26 protein-coding genes are annotated in these 18,004 nt (G+C 41.6%); 24 read left to right on the forward strand and 2 right to left on the reverse strand.

From position 1 onward, the window contains the following. From KKI44_RS07605 to KKI44_RS07700, 21 genes are all read left to right on the forward strand, one after another. Positions 1–513 (forward strand): hypothetical protein, encoded by a 513-nt coding sequence (locus tag KKI44_RS07605; protein WP_214588139.1) that lies wholly within the window; start codon positions 1–3, stop codon positions 511–513. Then, positions 506–1,051 carry a hypothetical protein gene (locus tag KKI44_RS07610; RefSeq protein ID WP_214588138.1) on the forward strand — a complete coding sequence of 182 codons (546 nt, stop codon included), beginning with the start codon at positions 506–508 and terminating at the stop codon, positions 1,049–1,051. The genes KKI44_RS07605 and KKI44_RS07610 overlap by 8 nt, the downstream gene beginning before the upstream one ends. After that, the gene (locus KKI44_RS07615) at positions 1,020–2,276 is read left to right on the forward strand and encodes a DUF2586 family protein (protein WP_214588137.1); all 1,257 of its coding nucleotides are present in this window, start codon (positions 1,020–1,022) and stop codon (positions 2,274–2,276) included. The genes KKI44_RS07610 and KKI44_RS07615 overlap by 32 nt, the downstream gene beginning before the upstream one ends. 2 nt (positions 2,277–2,278) lie before the next feature. Next, complete coding sequence (locus KKI44_RS07620; RefSeq protein ID WP_053326930.1) at positions 2,279–2,713, forward strand: hypothetical protein; 435 nt, start codon at positions 2,279–2,281, stop codon at positions 2,711–2,713. A gap of 101 nt (positions 2,714–2,814) precedes the next feature. Further along, positions 2,815–3,150 carry a hypothetical protein gene (locus tag KKI44_RS07625; RefSeq protein WP_123906803.1) on the forward strand — a complete coding sequence of 112 codons (336 nt, stop codon included), beginning with the start codon at positions 2,815–2,817 and terminating at the stop codon, positions 3,148–3,150. A gap of 183 nt (positions 3,151–3,333) precedes the next feature. Further along, positions 3,334–3,930: a DUF6046 domain-containing protein gene (locus KKI44_RS07630; RefSeq protein ID WP_214588136.1), complete on the forward strand. Its 597-nt coding sequence runs from the start codon at positions 3,334–3,336 to the stop codon at positions 3,928–3,930. Continuing rightward, positions 3,930–4,928, forward strand: coding sequence for a phage late control D family protein (locus KKI44_RS07635; protein ID WP_214590557.1), 999 nt, complete (start codon positions 3,930–3,932; stop codon positions 4,926–4,928). Before KKI44_RS07630 ends, KKI44_RS07635 begins: the two co-directional genes overlap by 1 nt. Then, on the forward strand, positions 4,903–5,403 hold the full coding sequence (locus tag KKI44_RS07640) for a hypothetical protein (RefSeq protein ID WP_214590558.1): 501 nt from the start codon (positions 4,903–4,905) through the stop codon (positions 5,401–5,403). The genes KKI44_RS07635 and KKI44_RS07640 overlap by 26 nt, the downstream gene beginning before the upstream one ends. A 5-nt stretch (positions 5,404–5,408) precedes the next feature. Further along, positions 5,409–5,705, forward strand: a complete 297-nt coding sequence (locus tag KKI44_RS07645) for an oxidase (RefSeq protein ID WP_214590559.1) — start codon at positions 5,409–5,411, stop codon at positions 5,703–5,705. A 32-nt stretch (positions 5,706–5,737) separates the two neighbouring features. Next, positions 5,738–5,884 carry a hypothetical protein gene (locus KKI44_RS07650; RefSeq protein ID WP_214590560.1) on the forward strand — a complete coding sequence of 49 codons (147 nt, stop codon included), beginning with the start codon at positions 5,738–5,740 and terminating at the stop codon, positions 5,882–5,884. After that, a complete protein-coding gene (locus tag KKI44_RS07655; protein WP_076396822.1) occupies positions 5,884–6,183 on the forward strand; it encodes a hypothetical protein in 300 nt (99 codons plus the stop codon). The genes KKI44_RS07650 and KKI44_RS07655 overlap by 1 nt, the downstream gene beginning before the upstream one ends. A gap of 1 nt (position 6,184) precedes the next feature. After that, a complete protein-coding gene (locus KKI44_RS07660; RefSeq protein WP_076396824.1) occupies positions 6,185–7,072 on the forward strand; it encodes a hypothetical protein in 888 nt (295 codons plus the stop codon). After that, positions 7,072–7,566 (forward strand): hypothetical protein, encoded by a 495-nt coding sequence (locus tag KKI44_RS07665; RefSeq protein ID WP_076396826.1) that lies wholly within the window; start codon positions 7,072–7,074, stop codon positions 7,564–7,566. Before KKI44_RS07660 ends, KKI44_RS07665 begins: the two co-directional genes overlap by 1 nt. Before the next feature lie 224 nt (positions 7,567–7,790). Beyond that, positions 7,791–8,420, forward strand: a complete 630-nt coding sequence (locus KKI44_RS07670; RefSeq protein WP_139326241.1) for a hypothetical protein — start codon at positions 7,791–7,793, stop codon at positions 8,418–8,420. Between the two features lie 13 nt (positions 8,421–8,433). After that, on the forward strand, positions 8,434–10,446 hold the full coding sequence (locus KKI44_RS07675) for a hypothetical protein (RefSeq protein WP_214590561.1): 2,013 nt from the start codon (positions 8,434–8,436) through the stop codon (positions 10,444–10,446). Positions 10,447–10,457: 11 nt separating this feature from the next. After that, the gene (locus KKI44_RS07680; RefSeq protein WP_076396833.1) at positions 10,458–10,952 is read left to right on the forward strand and encodes a hypothetical protein; all 495 of its coding nucleotides are present in this window, start codon (positions 10,458–10,460) and stop codon (positions 10,950–10,952) included. A gap of 2 nt (positions 10,953–10,954) precedes the next feature. After that, on the forward strand, positions 10,955–11,335 hold the full coding sequence (locus KKI44_RS07685) for a hypothetical protein (RefSeq protein WP_108408617.1): 381 nt from the start codon (positions 10,955–10,957) through the stop codon (positions 11,333–11,335). 11 nt (positions 11,336–11,346) lie between these two features. Then, a complete protein-coding gene (locus KKI44_RS22780; RefSeq protein WP_262497940.1) occupies positions 11,347–11,475 on the forward strand; it encodes a hypothetical protein in 129 nt (42 codons plus the stop codon). Positions 11,476–11,520: 45 nt separating this feature from the next. Then, the gene (locus tag KKI44_RS07690; protein ID WP_214590562.1) at positions 11,521–12,207 is read left to right on the forward strand and encodes a hypothetical protein; all 687 of its coding nucleotides are present in this window, start codon (positions 11,521–11,523) and stop codon (positions 12,205–12,207) included. Further along, positions 12,153–12,656: a GNAT family N-acetyltransferase gene (locus KKI44_RS07695; RefSeq protein ID WP_214591116.1), complete on the forward strand. Its 504-nt coding sequence runs from the start codon at positions 12,153–12,155 to the stop codon at positions 12,654–12,656. Before KKI44_RS07690 ends, KKI44_RS07695 begins: the two co-directional genes overlap by 55 nt. Continuing rightward, complete coding sequence (locus tag KKI44_RS07700) at positions 12,643–13,299, forward strand: formyltransferase family protein (RefSeq protein WP_214590563.1); 657 nt, start codon at positions 12,643–12,645, stop codon at positions 13,297–13,299. Before KKI44_RS07695 ends, KKI44_RS07700 begins: the two co-directional genes overlap by 14 nt. A 157-nt stretch (positions 13,300–13,456) precedes the next feature. Here the strand turns inward: KKI44_RS07700 and KKI44_RS07705 are convergent, their stop codons facing one another. Beyond that, complete coding sequence (locus tag KKI44_RS07705) at positions 13,457–15,649, reverse strand: ATP-binding protein (RefSeq protein ID WP_214590564.1); 2,193 nt, start codon at positions 15,647–15,649, stop codon at positions 13,457–13,459. A gap of 384 nt (positions 15,650–16,033) precedes the next feature. Beyond that, positions 16,034–17,047, reverse strand: coding sequence for a nucleoid-associated protein (locus tag KKI44_RS07710; protein WP_214590565.1), 1,014 nt, complete (start codon positions 17,045–17,047; stop codon positions 16,034–16,036). Between the two features lie 208 nt (positions 17,048–17,255). Between KKI44_RS07710 and KKI44_RS07715 the strand changes: the two genes are divergently transcribed. The 3 genes from KKI44_RS07715 to KKI44_RS22785 all read left to right on the forward strand — a co-directional run bounded on the left by KKI44_RS07715 (position 17,256) and on the right by KKI44_RS22785 (position 17,988). Next, positions 17,256–17,420: a hypothetical protein gene (locus KKI44_RS07715; RefSeq protein ID WP_214590566.1), complete on the forward strand. Its 165-nt coding sequence runs from the start codon at positions 17,256–17,258 to the stop codon at positions 17,418–17,420. 1 nt (position 17,421) lies between these two features. Further along, on the forward strand, positions 17,422–17,778 hold the full coding sequence (locus KKI44_RS07720; protein WP_214590567.1) for a hypothetical protein: 357 nt from the start codon (positions 17,422–17,424) through the stop codon (positions 17,776–17,778). Positions 17,779–17,856: 78 nt separating this feature from the next. Then, positions 17,857–17,988 carry a hypothetical protein gene (locus KKI44_RS22785; protein ID WP_256041157.1) on the forward strand — a complete coding sequence of 44 codons (132 nt, stop codon included), beginning with the start codon at positions 17,857–17,859 and terminating at the stop codon, positions 17,986–17,988. Positions 17,989–18,004: the final 16 nt, after the last annotated feature.

Below are 18,004 nucleotides of genomic sequence, written 5' to 3' on the forward strand. Positions count from 1 at the left end.
ATGAAATCTTTTTTTAACGCTATATCTATTTTATTTTGTCTGGCGCTGTTGGTTTCCTGTGGAAGCAGGAAACCACTGCCGCCGGAAACAGTCTCCGACACTTTGGTTGTAAAACAGGTCATCCGGGATACGGTGCTGGAGATTCAGGCAGATTCTACGTATTACCATGCGTGGATCGAATGCATTAACGGCAAGCCGGTTCTAAGGGAGCCGAAGCCTGAGAACAGAGAAAAAAGAGCGAACAACCACGACCACAGTAAGGCGTTACAGAAGCCTGACGTTATCCTGGACGAAAGCGGAAAGCTGACCGTTGAATGCCGTAAAGAAGCAGAACAGCTCAAAGCACAGCTTACGGCTTATTACGAATCACGGCTGAAAGAACGTATCCAACCGGTTGAGATCAAAAAGCCCTTTGCATGGTATCATAAAATATTGATGCTGGCAGGCGGGATTTTTCTTCTCCTTGTCGGGTCTGTTATCATTATTACCATTAAAAATTCACTTCATGTCTGATAAAAAGAAATTTCAGGAAAAAGCCAATGCGCTTTTTGAAAAATACCCGGAGGCTGATAAAATTTTTATTTCAGAAAACGGACAGTGTTTTTTTGAAGAAAAGGCGGCTAAGGATTATCACGGTTTAAGAGGGTTTGAAAGTGAGCCGGAAGTCTTTTTTTGTGAAGGGTTTGAGGACGAGGACGATTCGGATCTGCAGGCGGCTTTACACAATTCTGAACTGGCACGAAAAGTCTTAGAAGGAATTATCGAAGATGTAGCGGCGGTTTGTGATCTTGACCGGGACTACGAACCGGCAAATGCTGACACGGACGAAACCGTTACGGCTGTTATCTCCCTTCGGGAAAAATATGCTGAAAAAGACCGCCTGCTGACCGAAATGGGTGCCAGGCTGGAGGAACTTTCAAATGCTGCGGCGGAAAACGAAAATCTGAAACAACAACTGGAAGCCGCCAATAAACAGATAGAAACTTTGAATAAAACAACAATCCCAAAAAACAGGAAAGATGCGTCCCAGACTGATCGTACAAAAGCTTAACGGCGGGCTTGGGAGAAGGAATCCCTCCGCCGACATGATAACCGGCAGCGTGATGAATGCCGTTGCCACTTCCGAAATGGTACTGGGAAATATCTACACCCTGAAAAATATTCAGGAGGTCGAATCATTGGGGCTTAGTGAGGAATATGACCAGACCAATAAGGTACTCGTATATGAAAGGTTACGGAGGTTCTTTGTTCACAACCCATCCATAACGGTTTATTTTATGCCCGTGGCTCAGGGCGTAACCCTGACGCAGATGGTGGATAAAGACAATCAATATTTAGCCAGATTACTCCGTGATAAAGCCGGAGAAATCGTTCAGGCTTGTGTTTCCTTAAACCCGGATAAGAATCATTCGCCGGTTATCGAAACGGGACTTGATAAGGACAGTATCGATGCCATTTTTAAGGCGCAGGCTCTGGCGGATGCCGAATGGGCAAAAGACCGCTACTGTGAAATCTACATTGAAGGCAGAAGTTTTTCAGGAACATCGGCGGCAGCTCTTAATCTGAGAACGCTCTTAAGCGAATGCCCGGACATTTCCGTGGTGATCGGTGCCGATTATCAGGTTTCCAGCCGGGACGACCTCTATAAAGGCTATGCCGCGGTGGAGGATTACGCTGCCATGGTTTCTAAGGCGGATGTTTCACAGAACGCGGGGGAACAGATCAATGATTTTAACTTAACCCATGTGGATGAGAAAACCTTTATCATTCCGGGACTCAGTTCCGGTAACAAACTGAGTGAGTATTCCGATACGGATCTGGATACCCTGGACGAAAAAGGCTATATCTATTTTGCGCCCATCGTTAACCTGGGCGGGATTTCTTCCACCGCGGGAATCTATATCAACGATACGCATACCTGCGCTAAAATTACCTCTGATTTTGCTTATGGGGAAAACAACAGGACGATCAAAAAGGCGATCAAGCTCGCCAAGGCAGCATTAACCCCGAAAGTGAAGGGACGTATATACGTCGATGAAAACACCGGGTTTATGGCTCCTGAAACGGTGAAGGACTTAGAAACCATTACCAAGGTTTCACTTGATCCGATGGTGGCAGCCGGAGATATCAGCGGCGGTGTGGATGCCTACATCAACCCGGAGCAAAATGTACTCGCAACAAGTGAATTTATCGTGCTGCTGACTTTTATTCCGGTGGCTATCGGAAGAAGGATTACCCTGAAAGTAGGTTTCAGAAACCCTTTAAATACTCAATAAAAATGGTGACTCAGACAAGAATCAACGGAAAATACAGGAATTACGGAAATGTCCGTATTACCGCTTTAGGGGCGACCTTCATGGGCGTTACCAAAATAGAATACAAAAGAACCGATGCCATTGATCCGGTAAAGGTCGTGGGAACCACCAAATCGGTAGGATATACACAGGGCGACGAAATCTGCGAAGGAAGCATCGGGCTTTTGAGTGAAACGGTAGACGCGATTCAGGCAAAACTGCCCAAAGGAAAAACCCTGCAGGACATTCCGCCTTTCCCGATCACGGTTTCCTATGTGGATGATACCGGGTTACAGGTCTGTCATGTCCTGTACGGCTGTAAGTTCAAAGAGAACGGAAGGTCGGCGGAAGCGGGAAGCAATGATGCGTTGGTCGTGGAAAGCCCGCTATACATTCACGATATAGACTTTGCAGCCTGATGAACCGGCAGGAATTAAGGGACAAATGCCGGGAAATGGGCATCCCCTTTACATCAAAAGACACCAACAATCAATTAACTGAAAAAATAAGACTTAAAAAAATGAAAAACGAAACACAGGAAGGTCATATCACCGCGGAACAGATCGCAGAGTGGAAGAAAAAATTTAAAACCGATAAACTCCACAAGCTGACGGTGAAAGATAAAGACGGAAATCCCATTGTCGGTTATCTGAAACCACCCGGAAGGGAAATCAAAGCCACCGCCCTTTCCATGTATTCGCAAAATAAAATTTTAGAATGCGGGGAATTTATCCGGGATAACTGCTGGCTTGGCGGTGATGAAAGACTGAAAATGAGCGGCGACATTGCCGATACGGCGGCAATACAGGCTTCGGGAATCATTAAGTTTTTAGAAGCGGAACTGGGGGAAGTTTAGGGCTTCCGATCAATAAGGAAGCCGGATTTGACTTCATCCGAAAAGTAAGTGCCCTGATAAGCTATCATTTTAAAATTCCTTTTCCGGAGGAACTGGACGACCAGACCTTCTGGAATAAATGGGAACAGCTGAAATGGGTACTGTTTTTTGAGAACAAAAGAGCCAACGCAAAAGAAGGAGAAAATGTCGAGTTATAATATTAATGTTAAAGAACTGATCAAACAGCACTTTCCGTTTACGCTTGGTTTTGCCACTCAGACCGTCGCAGATGCACTTTTTAACGGTTTTGATGATATACAGGTGCTGCCAACTAATAATGATCTTGCTAAAGTTTCCGTTATGGGAACACCGGTCTGGGATTTTATAGACCTGAAGCCTTCTTATATTGAAGGAACCGGTGAACGCTTCGGCGGGTATTCTTTTCCACTGGAAACGACCATTGAACCCATAAGACCTAAAAAGATTGTCGAAACCGATATTTTCGGGCGTGACGGAAATGTAGAGGAACTCATCGCACTGGATGACTGGCAATTGACCATTAGAGGGCTTTTGATCAATTATGAAAGCACCGATTACCCGGAACAGCAGGTCAAGGAATTACAACGGGTTTGTGAGCTTAAAACGTCATTACTTGAATGCGAAGGAACTCTGTTAACGATGCTCGGTATACATTATATGAGCATTCACAGGCTGACCTTAACGCCGTCGATTGGCTACTCGCATATTCAGGCTTTTGAATTGGAGGCAAAAAGTAAAACCCCTTTTATCATCTCCCCGTAATGGTACCCTGTATTGAAATACTAATCGGAACATTAAAGTTCACGGCAGCCACGGAAGTTACTATTAAAAAAAGCTGGCGAACCTTTACCGATACGGCAACCATTAAACTTCCGAAAGCCATCTATTATTATGACGGGAACGGCATTTTAAAACCGGTGGAACACCTCGGCAATTTCATAAAAGTCGGTGATAAGGTAGAAATCAGACTGGGCTACAACCGGCAGCTGTTTACAGAGTTTACCGGCTATGTGGCACGGTCACCAAGGATTAATATTCCCTATGAACTGATTTGCGAGGATGAAATGTGGCAGCTCAAACGAAAAGAAACAAGCGTGTCAGTTGAAAACGCCACGGTACAGCAGATTATTCAGGCGGTCGCTCCAGGGTATGAACTGGATTGTATTGATGAAGTCTACGGAGATTTTTCGATGAAACAGACCACCGCCGTCAAGGTTTTTAATGAGCTTCAGGAAAAAGCGGGCATTTATACCTTTTTCAGGGACGGACGACTGGTGTGTGGTAAAATCTATTCGGACGAAAAAGTTTCAAAGGCTCAGCCGGTGTTTGAATACGGCGAGAATATTATTGATCACAACCTGCAATATATATTCCCGGATGAAGCTAAAGTGAAAATTTATGCGAAAAGTATTAATAAAAGCGGTCAGGTTACAACTTATGAAACGGGTGAAGAAGGCGGCGATATTGAACACTGGACTGATAGAGACGGACTTACCAAAGAGGAACTTAAAGAGCGAACCGATAACAGATTTAAGAACCTTAAAGCAAGAGGCGGGTATAAAGGTACTATAACCTCTTTCGGTTGGTCACGGGTGGAACACGGACAGGTAGTACAGGTACAGGATAAAAAGTATGAAGAAAGGAACACCAAAAATTTTGTGGATGAAGTGGAGATCACGATGAGCGCAACCGGCGGTTACAGGAGAATAATTGACATAGGAAAAACATACAGGGATGGAGAGTTTAAAACAATTACTTAACAGGTTTCCGGTGATTTTAGATACGGCAAAAGTAATCAAGGTTGAGAATGACTATTGTCAGGTTGTAACCATTGATAATAAAAAAGAATTTTTTGATTGCTCTTTTAATGCGGTTGTTGAAAACAAAACAGACAAACTTGTTATCCTACCGAAGTTAGGAAGCTTAGTAACAATTGGTACTTACCAAAAAAACAATAAGGCAGTAGTCCTTTCCGTAAGCGAGGTTGAGAAGATTTATTTCAGGAACGAAAAATCAGAATTCACTTTCGATGGTTCCGGTTTTCAGTTCAACCGGGACGGTGAAAATTTAAAAGAAGTTCTTAACGGGTTTCAGGACGGGTTCGGGAAACTCTGTGATGAGCTGGCAAAAGTGGTGGTTTCAATTGGAGTCACCCCTGATGTTCCGGCAATCATGCAGATTAAAAATGATATTGTCAACACCAATAAACAGGCATTAAACAAAATTTTAACCTAAAAATTATGAATGATATCCTACTGAATGACGACAATGATATTTCCATTGTAAACGGTGATTTTTATATTGGAGAATCCGGACAGCAGGAAATTGAAAGCATACTCATTGCCTTTAAAGGGGAATTTAAAAATACCCCGCTTCTGGGCGCGGAACTGCCCAGAATGCTCAAGGCAAGAAATACCCGCCAGGGGATTACCCGTGAGGTCAACGAACAGCTAAAATATGACGGCTTTACCCGCATTGATTTTCAAATTGAAGATGCTGAAAATTTCACCATAAACGCCCAAAGAGATGCCCCTTAATAAAGCCCCGGCTCATCCAAAGGCTTATTACGATGTTACATAAGCCATCAACGACAGGTAATGTAGAAACCGCGGCTCAGGAACTGGCGGATGCCATCGAGGAATATGTAAAAAGCGGAACCGTGACCGGAATTTGCGGCGGTGCCGGAAGTCCTTTAACTCAGGGAAAAGTAACGTAATGAAAACAATTGTTTTAACTCATCAGACTATTCTGGACATTGCAATTCAATACACAGGAACCGTGGAAAACTGCTTTGCCATCGCCGTGGCTAACGGCTTGTCGGTTTCGGACGTATTATCTGCAGGATTACCCCTTGAAATTCCTGAAGATGTATTTAAAAATACGGACGTCCTGAATTATTACGATGCCAAGAACATACAGCCTGCAACGGGCTGGTCAGCCGAACAGGACAGCGAAATACCAACATTAAAAGGGATCGGATATATGCAGATTGCAAACGGTTTTAAAGTAAGCTAATATGAACAGTACACTTCAGGAACTCATCGGACTTATCCTTTCGCTAAAAGAGGCAAACCCTTTTTTACAGGGGCTGACCTCCAATTCTAAAACAGCGGTCTGGCGCAATATGCTGGAAACGGTGGCTTTTATGATTTTTAATTTTCAGGAAGCCCTCAGATTGCACATGAAAGAAATTGACGATAAAATCGCTGCCCAGAAAGTTCCCAATGAAAAATGGTACCGCGAGCAGGCACTCCGGTTTCAGTATGGGTTTGAACTGGATCCGCTTTCCTACACCGGGGAGTTTCTCCCAACCTATGAAGACGGAAACGGAAATATCATTACCGCGACACAGCAGGAGATCGAAGATTCAAAAATTATAAAGTATGCTTCGGTTACTGCCAATATCAGCGGAAACGGGGTAAAAAAAATATCCATGAAAATTGCCGGTGAAAATATGGACGAGGTGATTTCAGATGAAAAAGCCCTTGCTTTTAAATCGTATATCGAAAGAATACAGGCGACCGGAGACAATATTGTGGTGGTGAATTTCCTGCCGGATATTCTTTTATTAAAATACAGGATCTGTTTCGATCCCTTACTCCTGCATCCGGACGGCATGAGCATTCTGACGGCGGAGTATCCCGTTAAAATTGCCATTGAGAATTTTTTAAAAAACCTGCCATTTAACGGTGAGCTTTCTGTCGAAGCCTTGGAAAATGTTATTCAGGAAGTGAACGGCGTAAGAGACCTGCAAAAATTAGAGGTTTCGAGCCAATGGATCGAACCGGGAACCGGGTATGGATTATTCCAACCCGTTGAGATCAGCAGAATCCCCAAATCAGGGCGGTTTAAAATTGAAGACTGGAGCGGAATAGAATACATTAATTATCAGCCTGCCGAGTAATGAAAGATGAGTTATTTAATATCAGTTATAAACAGTTAGCCCTATGGTGGCTGCCTACTTCCAGGAGAAAACCGGTAACCCTTCATTTTTTGTGGTGCCTGATTTTCCCTCTTGAAGCATTATACATTGAGTTTCTGAAAAGAAGAAAACAGAATTTAATTAAAATGAATTTCAATTACCAGAAATTCTCTATGGAACGAAGGCTTAATGATGCTTTTGATCCATTGGAAAGAAGGATCCGGATTGTAAATGCCGTGCAGTATGAAGGGGTTTATTTGTATACGGAAGCCGAGGACAATCTCTATTTTTCCAAAACCCGGTGGCTTTACGGGGATGAAAATCCTCTGTACCTGCGAACGGAAGCGGAATTGTATTCAGAGTACGATTTTATCGTCAGGATTCCCGGCACGCCGATCAATATGCATCAGCTCAGAGCCGAGATTGACTTTTACAAATTAATAAGCAAACGCTACAGCATAGAAATCATACCATAATGAGAATTAATATCCAATTTCTTCAGACCGGCGGTGTTCCCCTCACCAACGATTTAATGGACGTGCTCCAGGAAGCATACACCATCTTCAATGTTTTGGGGGATGTAGCCGGGCATTTAACGATTCTCTCGGGCTGTACGCCCACCGGGCAGAGCGTAAGCCCCGGTATTGTGGTGATCAACGGGGACGTCCTCTATTTTGAGGGCGGACTGGTCACTGCTTCGGTGTATATCCATACGGCGCAGATCACCAAAACGTTTCAGGATCAGACCGATAAAATACTGATCGAAAAGAAAACGGTAAAATTCGGACTTTCTGCTCCTGACAATATGTGGAACTGGGGCGACTTTAAAAGACTGGACACGTTAAAGGTCATGATGGAAAAAATCAATGCCGCCGCAACGCAAGCCGACCTGAACGATATTAAAACAAGGCTTGACAAAGTAGAGCTCAAGACCGCTCCCATTGTTAACGGGGGGATTGCATGGTTCTGGCGCAAGCCCCTTTCTGAGATTCCGGCGGGTTGGAAACCCTGCACGGATTTTAAAGGAAAGACCATTTTCGGGCTTGATCCCAACGATCCTGTTTTTTCAACCCTGGGAACCACGGTCGGCAGCCACAGTAAAACCATCACCCAGAATAATATTCCGGATTATGTGATCCCTTTTTACGGAGCCACCAACAGCGGGCAGACCGCCGTGGGGAATGACCTTTCCGTTATCAAATGGAACGGGAAAGCCCCGGACGGATTCTATGACCATACCTACGGGATCAATTCCGGGGGAAAGGGAATGCCCATGGATGTCCTGAACCGCGGGGTCATTGTCGATTTTATAGAACCTGATTTTCAATAATATTTTACACCTCATGGCAACACCTTTAAATACACTTTTAAGCTGGTTTGAAACCGGGGATTTTCCCACACAGGCACAATTTCAGGCTTCATGGTCTTCATTCTGGCATAAGGATGAGTCCATCCCCATGTCGCAGGTTAGCGGGCTTGCCGGGCTTTTTGAACAGACGGCAAGCGCGCAAGCCCTCAGCAGCCATCTCAATGATTCGAATGCGCACGCCGGATACCTCGCAAAACTGGACGCTTCGAACCTGACCGCCGCCCATGTCAATGCATGGAAAAACAGGCTGGGCGTAGATGAGATTCCTGCCAATACCGCTCTGGTGGATACGGGACAGAGCCAGTCGGTATACAATAAAGAGCAGATCAATTCCCTTTGTATGCTGCTGGAAAACTATGTTAACAGCGACGGGAAAATTATGTCCGGAATGATTGAGGCGTTAGGTTTAACCGAGCTTATTACGGTAACACAGACTTCGTTAGCTTCTTTCATGGCTGATCATGCCAATTATACCTATGAAAAAAATGATATCATTGCCATTCCTGACGGAGCGGGAAATTATTCTTTATACATCTATAAAGGAGGCAGCAAAACCTCGGCTGATAATTATATTCCCACCGGATTAACGAATCTCACCATTGCAATGGTTCAGGGCTTACAGGCAGCTTTGGACGGCAAAATGAATAAGCCGACCGCAAGCGGAAATTATTACGCAAGGTATTTTCTCGGGCAGGTTTCATGGGCTGCCATTAATCCTGCTTCCGGTTACCTGCTGTTCTGGAACGGAAATGATTTTACAGGATCCCGCATTTATACAGACGGTACGAAATTCGGGATCGGTACAACGGCACCTGCTGAAATGCTGCATCTCAGCAATGGAAGGATCCGGAGTAAAGCAGTGGTTTTCGATGAAAATACGGAAACCCTGCCGTATCAGATCACGCACTCAAACAGGCGTTATTATGGCTCGGATTTAACCGGAGCAGCCAGAATGTTTATGTACAGGGATTACGCAGACTATAAAGCACTTTGGGAAGGCTTTACCGACGCACAGAAAAATGAAATAAAAACGATCGCAAACGGTGGCTGGACGACCAATACCATGAGTGTCGCCATTATAACCCCGCCAATTGCGGCGAAACAGGATACAGCACAGTGGTTTGTAATGAGGGGTGCCAATCTGAATCTGAATCCCGCAGGTTTTGCCGTGTATCTGGTAGATGCAGGAGGTACTGAGTTTCAGGTTCCCAACAGTCAGGTGCAATTATATACCAGCGGTTTAGACCTTTCCTTCTGGTATAATTTTAAAGATCTCGCTTTGGGAACCTATAAGGTTAAGCTCTGGAACGGCGCGGCTTCTTATACAACCGGGGCAAGTGTTACCATTACTCTGGTTTCTAATGTAATCCCGATTGATTTTTCAGGGATGACGTGGGAGAAAGCGTCAACCACTCCGGCACAGGTCAACAACACCATCAATGCCTCCGGTACCACGGTAAGCCATTATCCAAATTCAGGCAATGCACCATATACTGAATTTGAAACGGTTGTATGTGCAGCCAAGTCGGGTACAATAATTTCGGATAATGAAAATTTTTATTTGAAAGCTTCTGTTACGGTAGGTTCAGGACGTTTAACAAGCTGGGGGAATATCATCGGTGTCGGTCTTTCTTCCAATCCTCTGACTTTGGTAAACAGCAGTCAGGCATTTTCTAAAATAAAACAAAATAATGACTCCAGTTCAGTGAAATATGGCTGGGCGGATATATCGTCATCTGTGATATCGGGAGGCTTCAATGTAGGACAATTCCAATCCATACCCTACGAAGTGATGATTATGAGAAACCAGGGCATTTATACCATTATCGTTTCCACCGGTTCAGTATCGGCAACTTTTGTAAAAAGTGGTTCAAACGGAGCTTTGTCTTTGTTGTATTACGGATTCAGTGCGGCAGATATTGACGGGATTACGCCTCCCACGGCGTGTACATCCAGTGTAAGTTTCATTGAAGGTTATAAATTTTAATAAATAAGATCATGAATACTGAATTAATAGTAACGCCTGAAGTGCAGGCAGTATTAGACGCCATAAAAAACACCGGTAAATCATGGCATGAAATGATGCTTCCGGATCATCCGATGTATCCGCAGTTTGCAAGGAAATTAGTGGTAACAGGTTTTAATACGCCCGATATGGAAGGCGGGGAAGACCGTATTTACGTCAATGTCCGCCAGTACCTGATTATAAAGGACGGCAATATCATCCATAAACGGTTAAAAATGCCAGACTGGATGATCCATGAAGGAAATGTGGAACAGGTCATGGGAAAGGACGGTTTTTTAAAAGGCATCTACAGGACAACGGATGATGACGGACAGGTTACCGACGAAAAAGAAGCCATACTAAAAGCTCCGTCTGTACAGTATATCCGCTTTCTGATCAAAACAAAAGCCGCCCATCTGGTGGATATTTTACAGCAGTTTATGGGGCTGTATACAGAACTTTTTGATAAAGAAATTAACGAAATATAACAATGAAAGAATTGATAACGGAACCTGTGGTTGCCTTTCTCGGAGCCCTTTTGACAGGACTGGCAGGATTTATATTCGGAAAGAGAAAACTCAGGGCGGAGGTTGCCGGTATGAATGCTGACAACGAGGGCAAGGAAATTGAAAACGCCGATAAACTGGTTAAACTATACAAGGAAGCTTTGGATGATCTGGGTATCCGCTACGAAGCCAAATTCAGGGAATTTTCGGATTTATCGGATAAAAAAGTACTGATGCTTCAGGAGCAGATTGACTTTCAGAAACAGATCAACGAACAGCTGAGAGCGGAAAATAATCTGTTAAAGGCAGAAAATACGATACTCAAAACAAAATTAAAAGAAAATGGGATTACCATAACCTCATAAAAACAAAGAACATGGCAGATTTTAAATACAAAGAGCAGCACGCGGTCATTATAAAGACGGACAGCGAAAAAGAACAAAAAGAATTGTTCGACAAACTAAAGAAAATGGGATTTAAAAATTTAAAAGTTGTATCCGTATAAAATCTTTAGGTTCCATTGGTCAATTAATATAAAAATAGAAATCAAATGAAAATTGAAGTAAAACACACCTGCGAAAATTTTAATTCGTTCAGATCAGAAAAAGTGAAAAGTTTATTTAACGCTGAAAGCGGACACACATGGCAGCATACCGCCGAACTTCCGATTGAGGAGCAAAGGTGGCAGATCGGTCTTATTGTCGGTGCTTCAGGAAGTGGCAAAACATCAATAGGCAGTCAAATTTGGGAAAATGGGATTGTAAACCTTGCCGATGGTTGGAACCCTGACCTGCCGATCATTGAGGACATTGCGCCCGGCTCAGATATGAATACTGTAACGAGTGCATTGTCCGCCGTTGGGTTGGGTGACGTTCCGGCATGGCTCCGCCCTTTTAAGGTTCTTAGTAACGGGGAACAGTTCCGCGCGGGGCTTGCACGTCTTATTTGTGAAGCACCGGACAAAGTGGTGATTGATGAATTTACCTCGGTCGTGGACAGGCAGATTGCCAAAATTGGAGCCTCTGCCTTTTCCCAAGCCTGGCGGAAAACAAAGGGAAAACAAATTGTACTCTTATCATGCCATTATGATATTGTTGAATGGCTGCAACCTGATTGGGTCTATGACACCCGGACAGGTGAAGTAAAAAAAAAGCTTCAAAACGACCGCCTGTTAAACTTGACATTTGGAAGGTCAACGGAAGTTACTGGAAGTTTTTTAAACCGCATTATTATTTAGATTTAAAACATCCCCCCTGTGCCGAATATTTTGTCGGAACCGTAGACGGGGAATTGGTGTGCCACGTTGCCGTTTGTCCTTTTTTCCCCTCAGGAGGATACCGCGCTACCCGGCTGGTGGTCATGCCTGAATGGCAGGGAGCCGGAGTTGGTACTGCTTTTTTAAATCAGATTATGCAGTATCATCTGGAGGGTAAAGGAAGGTGTAACCACAAATATCCTACCTATTTTCATACCTCACACCCGCAGCTTTGCGGATACCTCAGACATTCCCCAAAATGGAAACAGGTGTCGGCAAAACTTACCGGAGACAACAAAGCACGAAGTATTAAATCAATGCACGAAACAGGCAAAGGTTTTGACGGAGGCAAAAAGAAAACAACCGGAGGGTTCGGGGGACATTTCAGGGCAGTACAGGGATTTAAATATATTGGAAATGAAAAAATTTAAAGTTTTTATATCGGGTCAGAAGTTCTTTGCCGAAGAAGTTTTCAGGCTTTGTGAAAAATTAGACATTGAAATCGTCGGGGTATGCTGCCCATTGGATGATCAGTATATAGGAAAGGCTGCCCGCCGTTGGAATATTCCCATTATTCCCGCAGGCAGTTTAAACGCTGACAATATGCCAGAGTGCGATTTGGGCATTACCGCCCATTCTTTTGATTATATCGGAAAAAAAACAAGGTATATTCCGCGTTTGGGATGGCTGGGATATCATCCCTCTTTACTCCCAAGACATCGCGGGCGCAGCTCTATTGAATGGGCAATCAGAATGAAGGAACCAATTACCGGAGGGACGGTATTCTGGCTTAATGCAGGGATTGACAGAGGGGACATTGCTTATCAGGATTGGTGCTGGATTCCTCCGGAATACTTTTTAAGCCCTCAAAAATCCGCTGCAAGACTCTGGCGCGATACATTGCTTCCCATGGGAGTGAAACTCTTTGAATCAGCCCTTAATGATATTTTAAATGGCGTGATCAAAAGGACTCCGCAGGACAAAAGGTTCAGTACATTCGAACCCGACACCAACGTCAAAGATATATACCGACCGGATCTCTTAATGATAGAATATGAAAACAGCCACCAATAAGTGGCTGTTTTTTTGTATTTTCGGGTTTTATATTTTTCTCGGCAGTTTCGAAAGGGGCTTTGCGCTTTTTGGAATTGTTGATTGTACATCGTGAAATTCTGCCGTATTTTGTTTTAGATATTCAGATACCATAACGGAATTTTAAAGTAATTTTTAATTAAGGTTTTTTGAAGGTAAGAATGAAAGTCGTCCCGTTTTTACTGCTTTCGTAATCTACGCTTCCGCCAAGTCTCTGCATGATTCTGTGCACGATCGATAGTCCTACTCCGTTTCCTTTAAACTTCTTCGCATTATCCATTCTGTTGAAAATTTTAAACATTTTATGTTTATTTTCTTCCGGAATTCCGATTCCGTTGTCTGCAATTCTGTAGACTACCATATTCTCTTCTTCCTGTCCTCCTATGATTACTTTTGGATTTTCCTGATGAGAAGAATATTTTATGGCGTTATTGATGATATTCAGGAACGCCTGATGAAGCATGGTTTTATCGGCAAGAACATCCGGACATTCATTGATGATAACTTCACTTTCGGAAGTATCAAAAGTTATTTTTGCATTTTCGGCGATCTTTGCAATGGTTTGTGCGGTCTGTAATCTTTCCAGTTCTATTTCGCTGTGTTTGGCACGGCTTAACTGGAGCACATCATGCATCATTTCCGCCATATTATCGATTTCCTCGATGATGGAATTGATCTTATTTCTGCTTTTATCCGAACCGTCCGTAAGACTTTTCAGAAGCATCTGAGCATTAAGTTTCATTACCGTAAGCGGCGTTCCCAGATCATGGGAAATCGTGTAAGAAAAACTGTCGAGTTCTTCATTCACTTTTTTAAGCTCATCATTAAGCCTTTTAATGGTAATATAATTTTTATGAGACGTTTCAAGGATCAGATCACGAACTGCCTGTAATGCCGCAACGTTTCTGGAGTTCCATCTTTTGGAATTTCCTTTAATGTCTTCGGTAAAAATATGAAAAGAAGTTCTGGGAGAAACCACTCGTGTTTCCTCTCCGTTTTTCACAATTACATCGATCTTCTTTTCAGGATTTCCCGCCCAGTTTATGTGTTCATCAAATTCTTTACGGAACCAGATCAGCAGATTATTTTTAGACTTTTCTATGAAATAAAAAGCCACTCCGGCACACTTTTCATCAAGACCAATGTCTTTTCCGTGATCTTTCAGAAAACTTCTGCTGAGATAGATATTTTCGTCTATATTTTTATGCGCCCACTGTACAAGATTTTCAATGATTTCCTGGCTGGGAGTTTCTCCATCGGTAACGATTTTATCGTCAGCAATAATAGCAAGCCCGTCCGCTTCAGGAAGATCTTTTATCTGAGCTTTATTTTCAATTAAAGAATCGAAAAGATTGTTATATTTTAAAAATTCCTCTTTTAATCTGGAACATTTTTCGTTAAGATACAGACGGTATTCAAGCTCTTTTTTTGCTTTGAAGGACGAGTAGGCATTGGAAGCCAAAGCCGTAAAAATTCCTGCCTGAACACGATCTTCAAGATCAATATGTTTTGGCTCTGAGTTCTGGCAGGTAACCAGCCCCCAAAGATAATCATCAATGATAATAGATATGCTGAAACTGGAAGATGCTCCGGAGTTTTTGATGTACTGACCATGAATAGGCGACATACCACGCGATCCGGAATAGGTAAGATCTATGGTTTCACGGGATTTGCTGAGGATTGGAATTGTCTCCGAATGAACGTTACTGAAAATTCTTTTTCTTTTTTTAAGGTAAAGTTCTCTTGCCTGTTTCGGAATGTCGGATTCAGGATAATGCAGTCCGAGATAACTCTCGATATTCTCGCCTCTTTTCTCCGCAATTACTTTTCCCGAACCGTCCATCATAAATTTGTAAACCATCATCCGGTCATAATTCACGATTTTTGAAAGCGTATTTAAAAGCTGATCCCAGATCTCCTGTTCATCATCAATAATGTAAAAATTATCGTATTTGTTGGAGATTCTTTTATTGGGATTAATGATAACTTTTTCAAACTCAAGGAAAATATTATCCTTGCTTCTGAAAACAGAAAAATGATATTCTGCACCTCCAATAAAGATTTTATCAAAATAGGTTTCGTTTTCTCTTTTCGTAAAGTCGGCTAAAGAATTATAAATATCAGATTCTATAATGCTTTTAAAGCTTTGCGGAAAATCCGTAAGCTTCTTATCAAAAAGCTGATCTGCATTTTCGATATTAAATATATCCTCGATATTCTTACTAAAAAAAGCTATGGAATGAGACTTTGCATCAATGCCAATCAGATAACCAAAACTTTGTATGTAGCCCGGAATATGGATAGGCTCCTCATGACACTCAACAAAATTCATATAATATTTTGACCTATCAAATATACGACTTTTTTTATCTAATCGGATTTTTTCTCTATAAACGCGTACCACAAAAAGTTACAATATTTCAGCAAAACATGAGTTTTATAGAATATTTTTCTTTATTCATAGGATATACAGGAAATTCAAAACCAGAATATTTTACACTAAGCCTAATTAAATTTAACCATAAACCGTTATTTTTTTTTCTAACGGTATAATTTTTATTTATCTGCAGATAAAAATCAGAAAGAGACTATCATTTTTATAAAAAATACAACTTTCAGAATTCCAGCTGATTGAAATGACGAAATTAATCCCTCTCCTATTCTACACCGAAGAAATACAATCCTGCTTTATACCAATTGTATATGGCAACTGTGGTTACACTTCTTTATCGAAGTACAGCATATAATATTTTCCGTTTTCATCTTCTCCCTGTGCAATTTTCTGTCGGTCGCCGTGGATGTAGATGTGGAAGTTTTTGTCTAATTTGATGATGCTTTTAAAATGTCTCTGCGTTTTCTTTACAGCGGCTTCACTAATCGGGAATTCTTCTGCAATATTAATCTGCATATCCTGTTCGTAATCGGTTTTAAAATTGTTGAAACTTTCGATTACATGTTCGTCGCCCAAAACTTCGGCAGCAAATTCATCAAGCTTAAATTCTTCCTTTTCTTTGAAAAAATTGATCGATTTATTTAAAAAATCTGCCTGATCGGCTTTGGAAACTTCAAATTCCTGAGGCAATTGCTTGGTAATATAATCTTTATACACCATTAACGCTTCCTGTGTATGAAAATATTCGTCGTCGCGCTGCTTTACTTTTAAAAAATCTTCGAACCAGTAATACATATCTCCGTTTTTGTTGTTATCCACAACAGAAAGTACGTATCCCGTTTCTTTATCGTTGTTATAGATTAATGCCGCTTTATCTATTTTAGATAAACCGATTCCCTGATCTTTTTCGATGTCGAAAGTTTCATCATTGGGAGCAATTTTAAGGAAAGATTCTCTTTTTTCGGTCTTAAAAATTCCGATCTTGTCTACTCTTTCAGTTCCTTCCCTTTCGTCTTCAAAATATACAATGAATAATTCTCCACCCTGAACTCTCGGGTTTTCAGCAGCTTCAAAAAGATGTTTGGCGATGTTTTCAGATTCCCAAAGGAATTTCGACTTGTCATCAAAAATTTCGGAAACAGAACTGTACACCGGATTATTCACCAGATAAGAATCGCTGTAAAAATGGAAAGTTTCTTCCGATTTAAAGGAACCTAAGAAGTAATTTTCCAACAGTTCTGCCATTCCTTCTTCCAATTGCAGTTCTTCCTGAGAAAGTGTTAAAGATTCTCCGTTGATTTTATTTCCGACTCTGTGTACTACGATTTTTGAAAACATTTCCTGAATATTTTTGGACTGCAAAGATATTAATTAAATCAGACAATCGCGAGGATTTCCATAATGATAAATATGCTATCATTTTGATAAGATTTTGAAGGATTTTAAAAATCAAAACAAATAAACAAAACATTAATAATCAACACTTTAATTTAAATTAAAATTCAAAGGCATTTCTTTGGCAGCATCATTCTCAAAACATAAGAATATGGACTTAAAAACTTTGAACAGAATAGATAAGCTGAGAAGATTAAAAAGCAAAGGACCGCAAACGCCGAAATGGCTTAAACCCTATCATCTTCTGATTGTTGCTTTTTTGGCGGTTTTTACTTTCGGGGCATGTATTAAAATTTTGGAACTTAATCAACAATAATATGAACTATTTAGAAGCTGCACAGGAAATTAAAGAAGTAATTCCTGAGATTGAAAATGAACTGAAAAAGAACAGAAAGCAAAACTCTTATGGTCTTATCCAGACTTTCACAGACAACATCAGATCCAGAATTAAACAAAATGACCGGAATATTCTGTTTCAATGCCTGAAAAAGATGGATGATATTTACAGAAACGGAGATGCTGTTCTTAAAAACGCTGTGGAACATACGTTTATTTTTTCTCTGGACAATTCTACCGCTTTCTGTAGCGACGAATACCGAAAAATGATCTTTAGTCATATTTCCGAAGATCTTCAGACCGCCTATTCCAGACAAATCTACAGTCATAACATCTGAGCTTATTACATTTTTTGAAGATGTTATTACAGAAGTATCAAAAATTAAAAATAAAACATCATTAAAAATCAACCGATTATGAAATCTAAAATAAGAAGAATTTCTGACTGGAAAACGCTTCAAACCACCACCAACAGACATAATATTGAAATTCTGGCAACGCACATTGCCGTAATCGTAGGCGTCTTTGTTTTTGCAGCCATTCTGTAAACTTTGGTACAGTTTT

The sequence above is a fragment of the Chryseobacterium sp. ZHDP1 genome (assembly GCF_018603435.1).
Taxonomy (GTDB): Bacteria; Bacteroidota; Bacteroidia; order Flavobacteriales; family Weeksellaceae; genus Chryseobacterium; species Chryseobacterium indicum.

Coding starts and splice junctions, on each gene's coding strand:
- KKI44_RS07605 (WP_214588139.1), top strand. CDS start 1: ATGAAATCTTTTTTTAACGCTATATCTATTTTATTTTGTCTGGCGCTG.
- KKI44_RS07610 (WP_214588138.1), top strand. CDS start 506: ATGTCTGATAAAAAGAAATTTCAGGAAAAAGCCAATGCGCTTTTTGAA.
- KKI44_RS07615 (WP_214588137.1), top strand. CDS start 1,020: ATGCGTCCCAGACTGATCGTACAAAAGCTTAACGGCGGGCTTGGGAGA.
- KKI44_RS07620 (WP_053326930.1), top strand. CDS start 2,279: ATGGTGACTCAGACAAGAATCAACGGAAAATACAGGAATTACGGAAAT.
- KKI44_RS07625 (WP_123906803.1), top strand. CDS start 2,815: ATGAAAAACGAAACACAGGAAGGTCATATCACCGCGGAACAGATCGCA.
- KKI44_RS07630 (WP_214588136.1), top strand. CDS start 3,334: ATGTCGAGTTATAATATTAATGTTAAAGAACTGATCAAACAGCACTTT.
- KKI44_RS07635 (WP_214590557.1), top strand. CDS start 3,930: ATGGTACCCTGTATTGAAATACTAATCGGAACATTAAAGTTCACGGCA.
- KKI44_RS07640 (WP_214590558.1), top strand. CDS start 4,903: ATGGAGAGTTTAAAACAATTACTTAACAGGTTTCCGGTGATTTTAGAT.
- KKI44_RS07645 (WP_214590559.1), top strand. CDS start 5,409: ATGAATGATATCCTACTGAATGACGACAATGATATTTCCATTGTAAAC.
- KKI44_RS07650 (WP_214590560.1), top strand. CDS start 5,738: ATGTTACATAAGCCATCAACGACAGGTAATGTAGAAACCGCGGCTCAG.
- KKI44_RS07655 (WP_076396822.1), top strand. CDS start 5,884: ATGAAAACAATTGTTTTAACTCATCAGACTATTCTGGACATTGCAATT.
- KKI44_RS07660 (WP_076396824.1), top strand. CDS start 6,185: ATGAACAGTACACTTCAGGAACTCATCGGACTTATCCTTTCGCTAAAA.
- KKI44_RS07665 (WP_076396826.1), top strand. CDS start 7,072: ATGAAAGATGAGTTATTTAATATCAGTTATAAACAGTTAGCCCTATGG.
- KKI44_RS07675 (WP_214590561.1), top strand. CDS start 8,434: ATGGCAACACCTTTAAATACACTTTTAAGCTGGTTTGAAACCGGGGAT.
- KKI44_RS07680 (WP_076396833.1), top strand. CDS start 10,458: ATGAATACTGAATTAATAGTAACGCCTGAAGTGCAGGCAGTATTAGAC.
- KKI44_RS07685 (WP_108408617.1), top strand. CDS start 10,955: ATGAAAGAATTGATAACGGAACCTGTGGTTGCCTTTCTCGGAGCCCTT.
- KKI44_RS22780 (WP_262497940.1), top strand. CDS start 11,347: ATGGCAGATTTTAAATACAAAGAGCAGCACGCGGTCATTATAAAGACG.
- KKI44_RS07690 (WP_214590562.1), top strand. CDS start 11,521: ATGAAAATTGAAGTAAAACACACCTGCGAAAATTTTAATTCGTTCAGA.
- KKI44_RS07700 (WP_214590563.1), top strand. CDS start 12,643: ATGAAAAAATTTAAAGTTTTTATATCGGGTCAGAAGTTCTTTGCCGAA.
- KKI44_RS07705 (WP_214590564.1), bottom strand. CDS start 15,649: ATGAATTTTGTTGAGTGTCATGAGGAGCCTATCCATATTCCGGGCTAC.
- KKI44_RS07710 (WP_214590565.1), bottom strand. CDS start 17,047: ATGTTTTCAAAAATCGTAGTACACAGAGTCGGAAATAAAATCAACGGA.
- KKI44_RS07715 (WP_214590566.1), top strand. CDS start 17,256: ATGGACTTAAAAACTTTGAACAGAATAGATAAGCTGAGAAGATTAAAA.
- KKI44_RS07720 (WP_214590567.1), top strand. CDS start 17,422: ATGAACTATTTAGAAGCTGCACAGGAAATTAAAGAAGTAATTCCTGAG.
- KKI44_RS22785 (WP_256041157.1), top strand. CDS start 17,857: ATGAAATCTAAAATAAGAAGAATTTCTGACTGGAAAACGCTTCAAACC.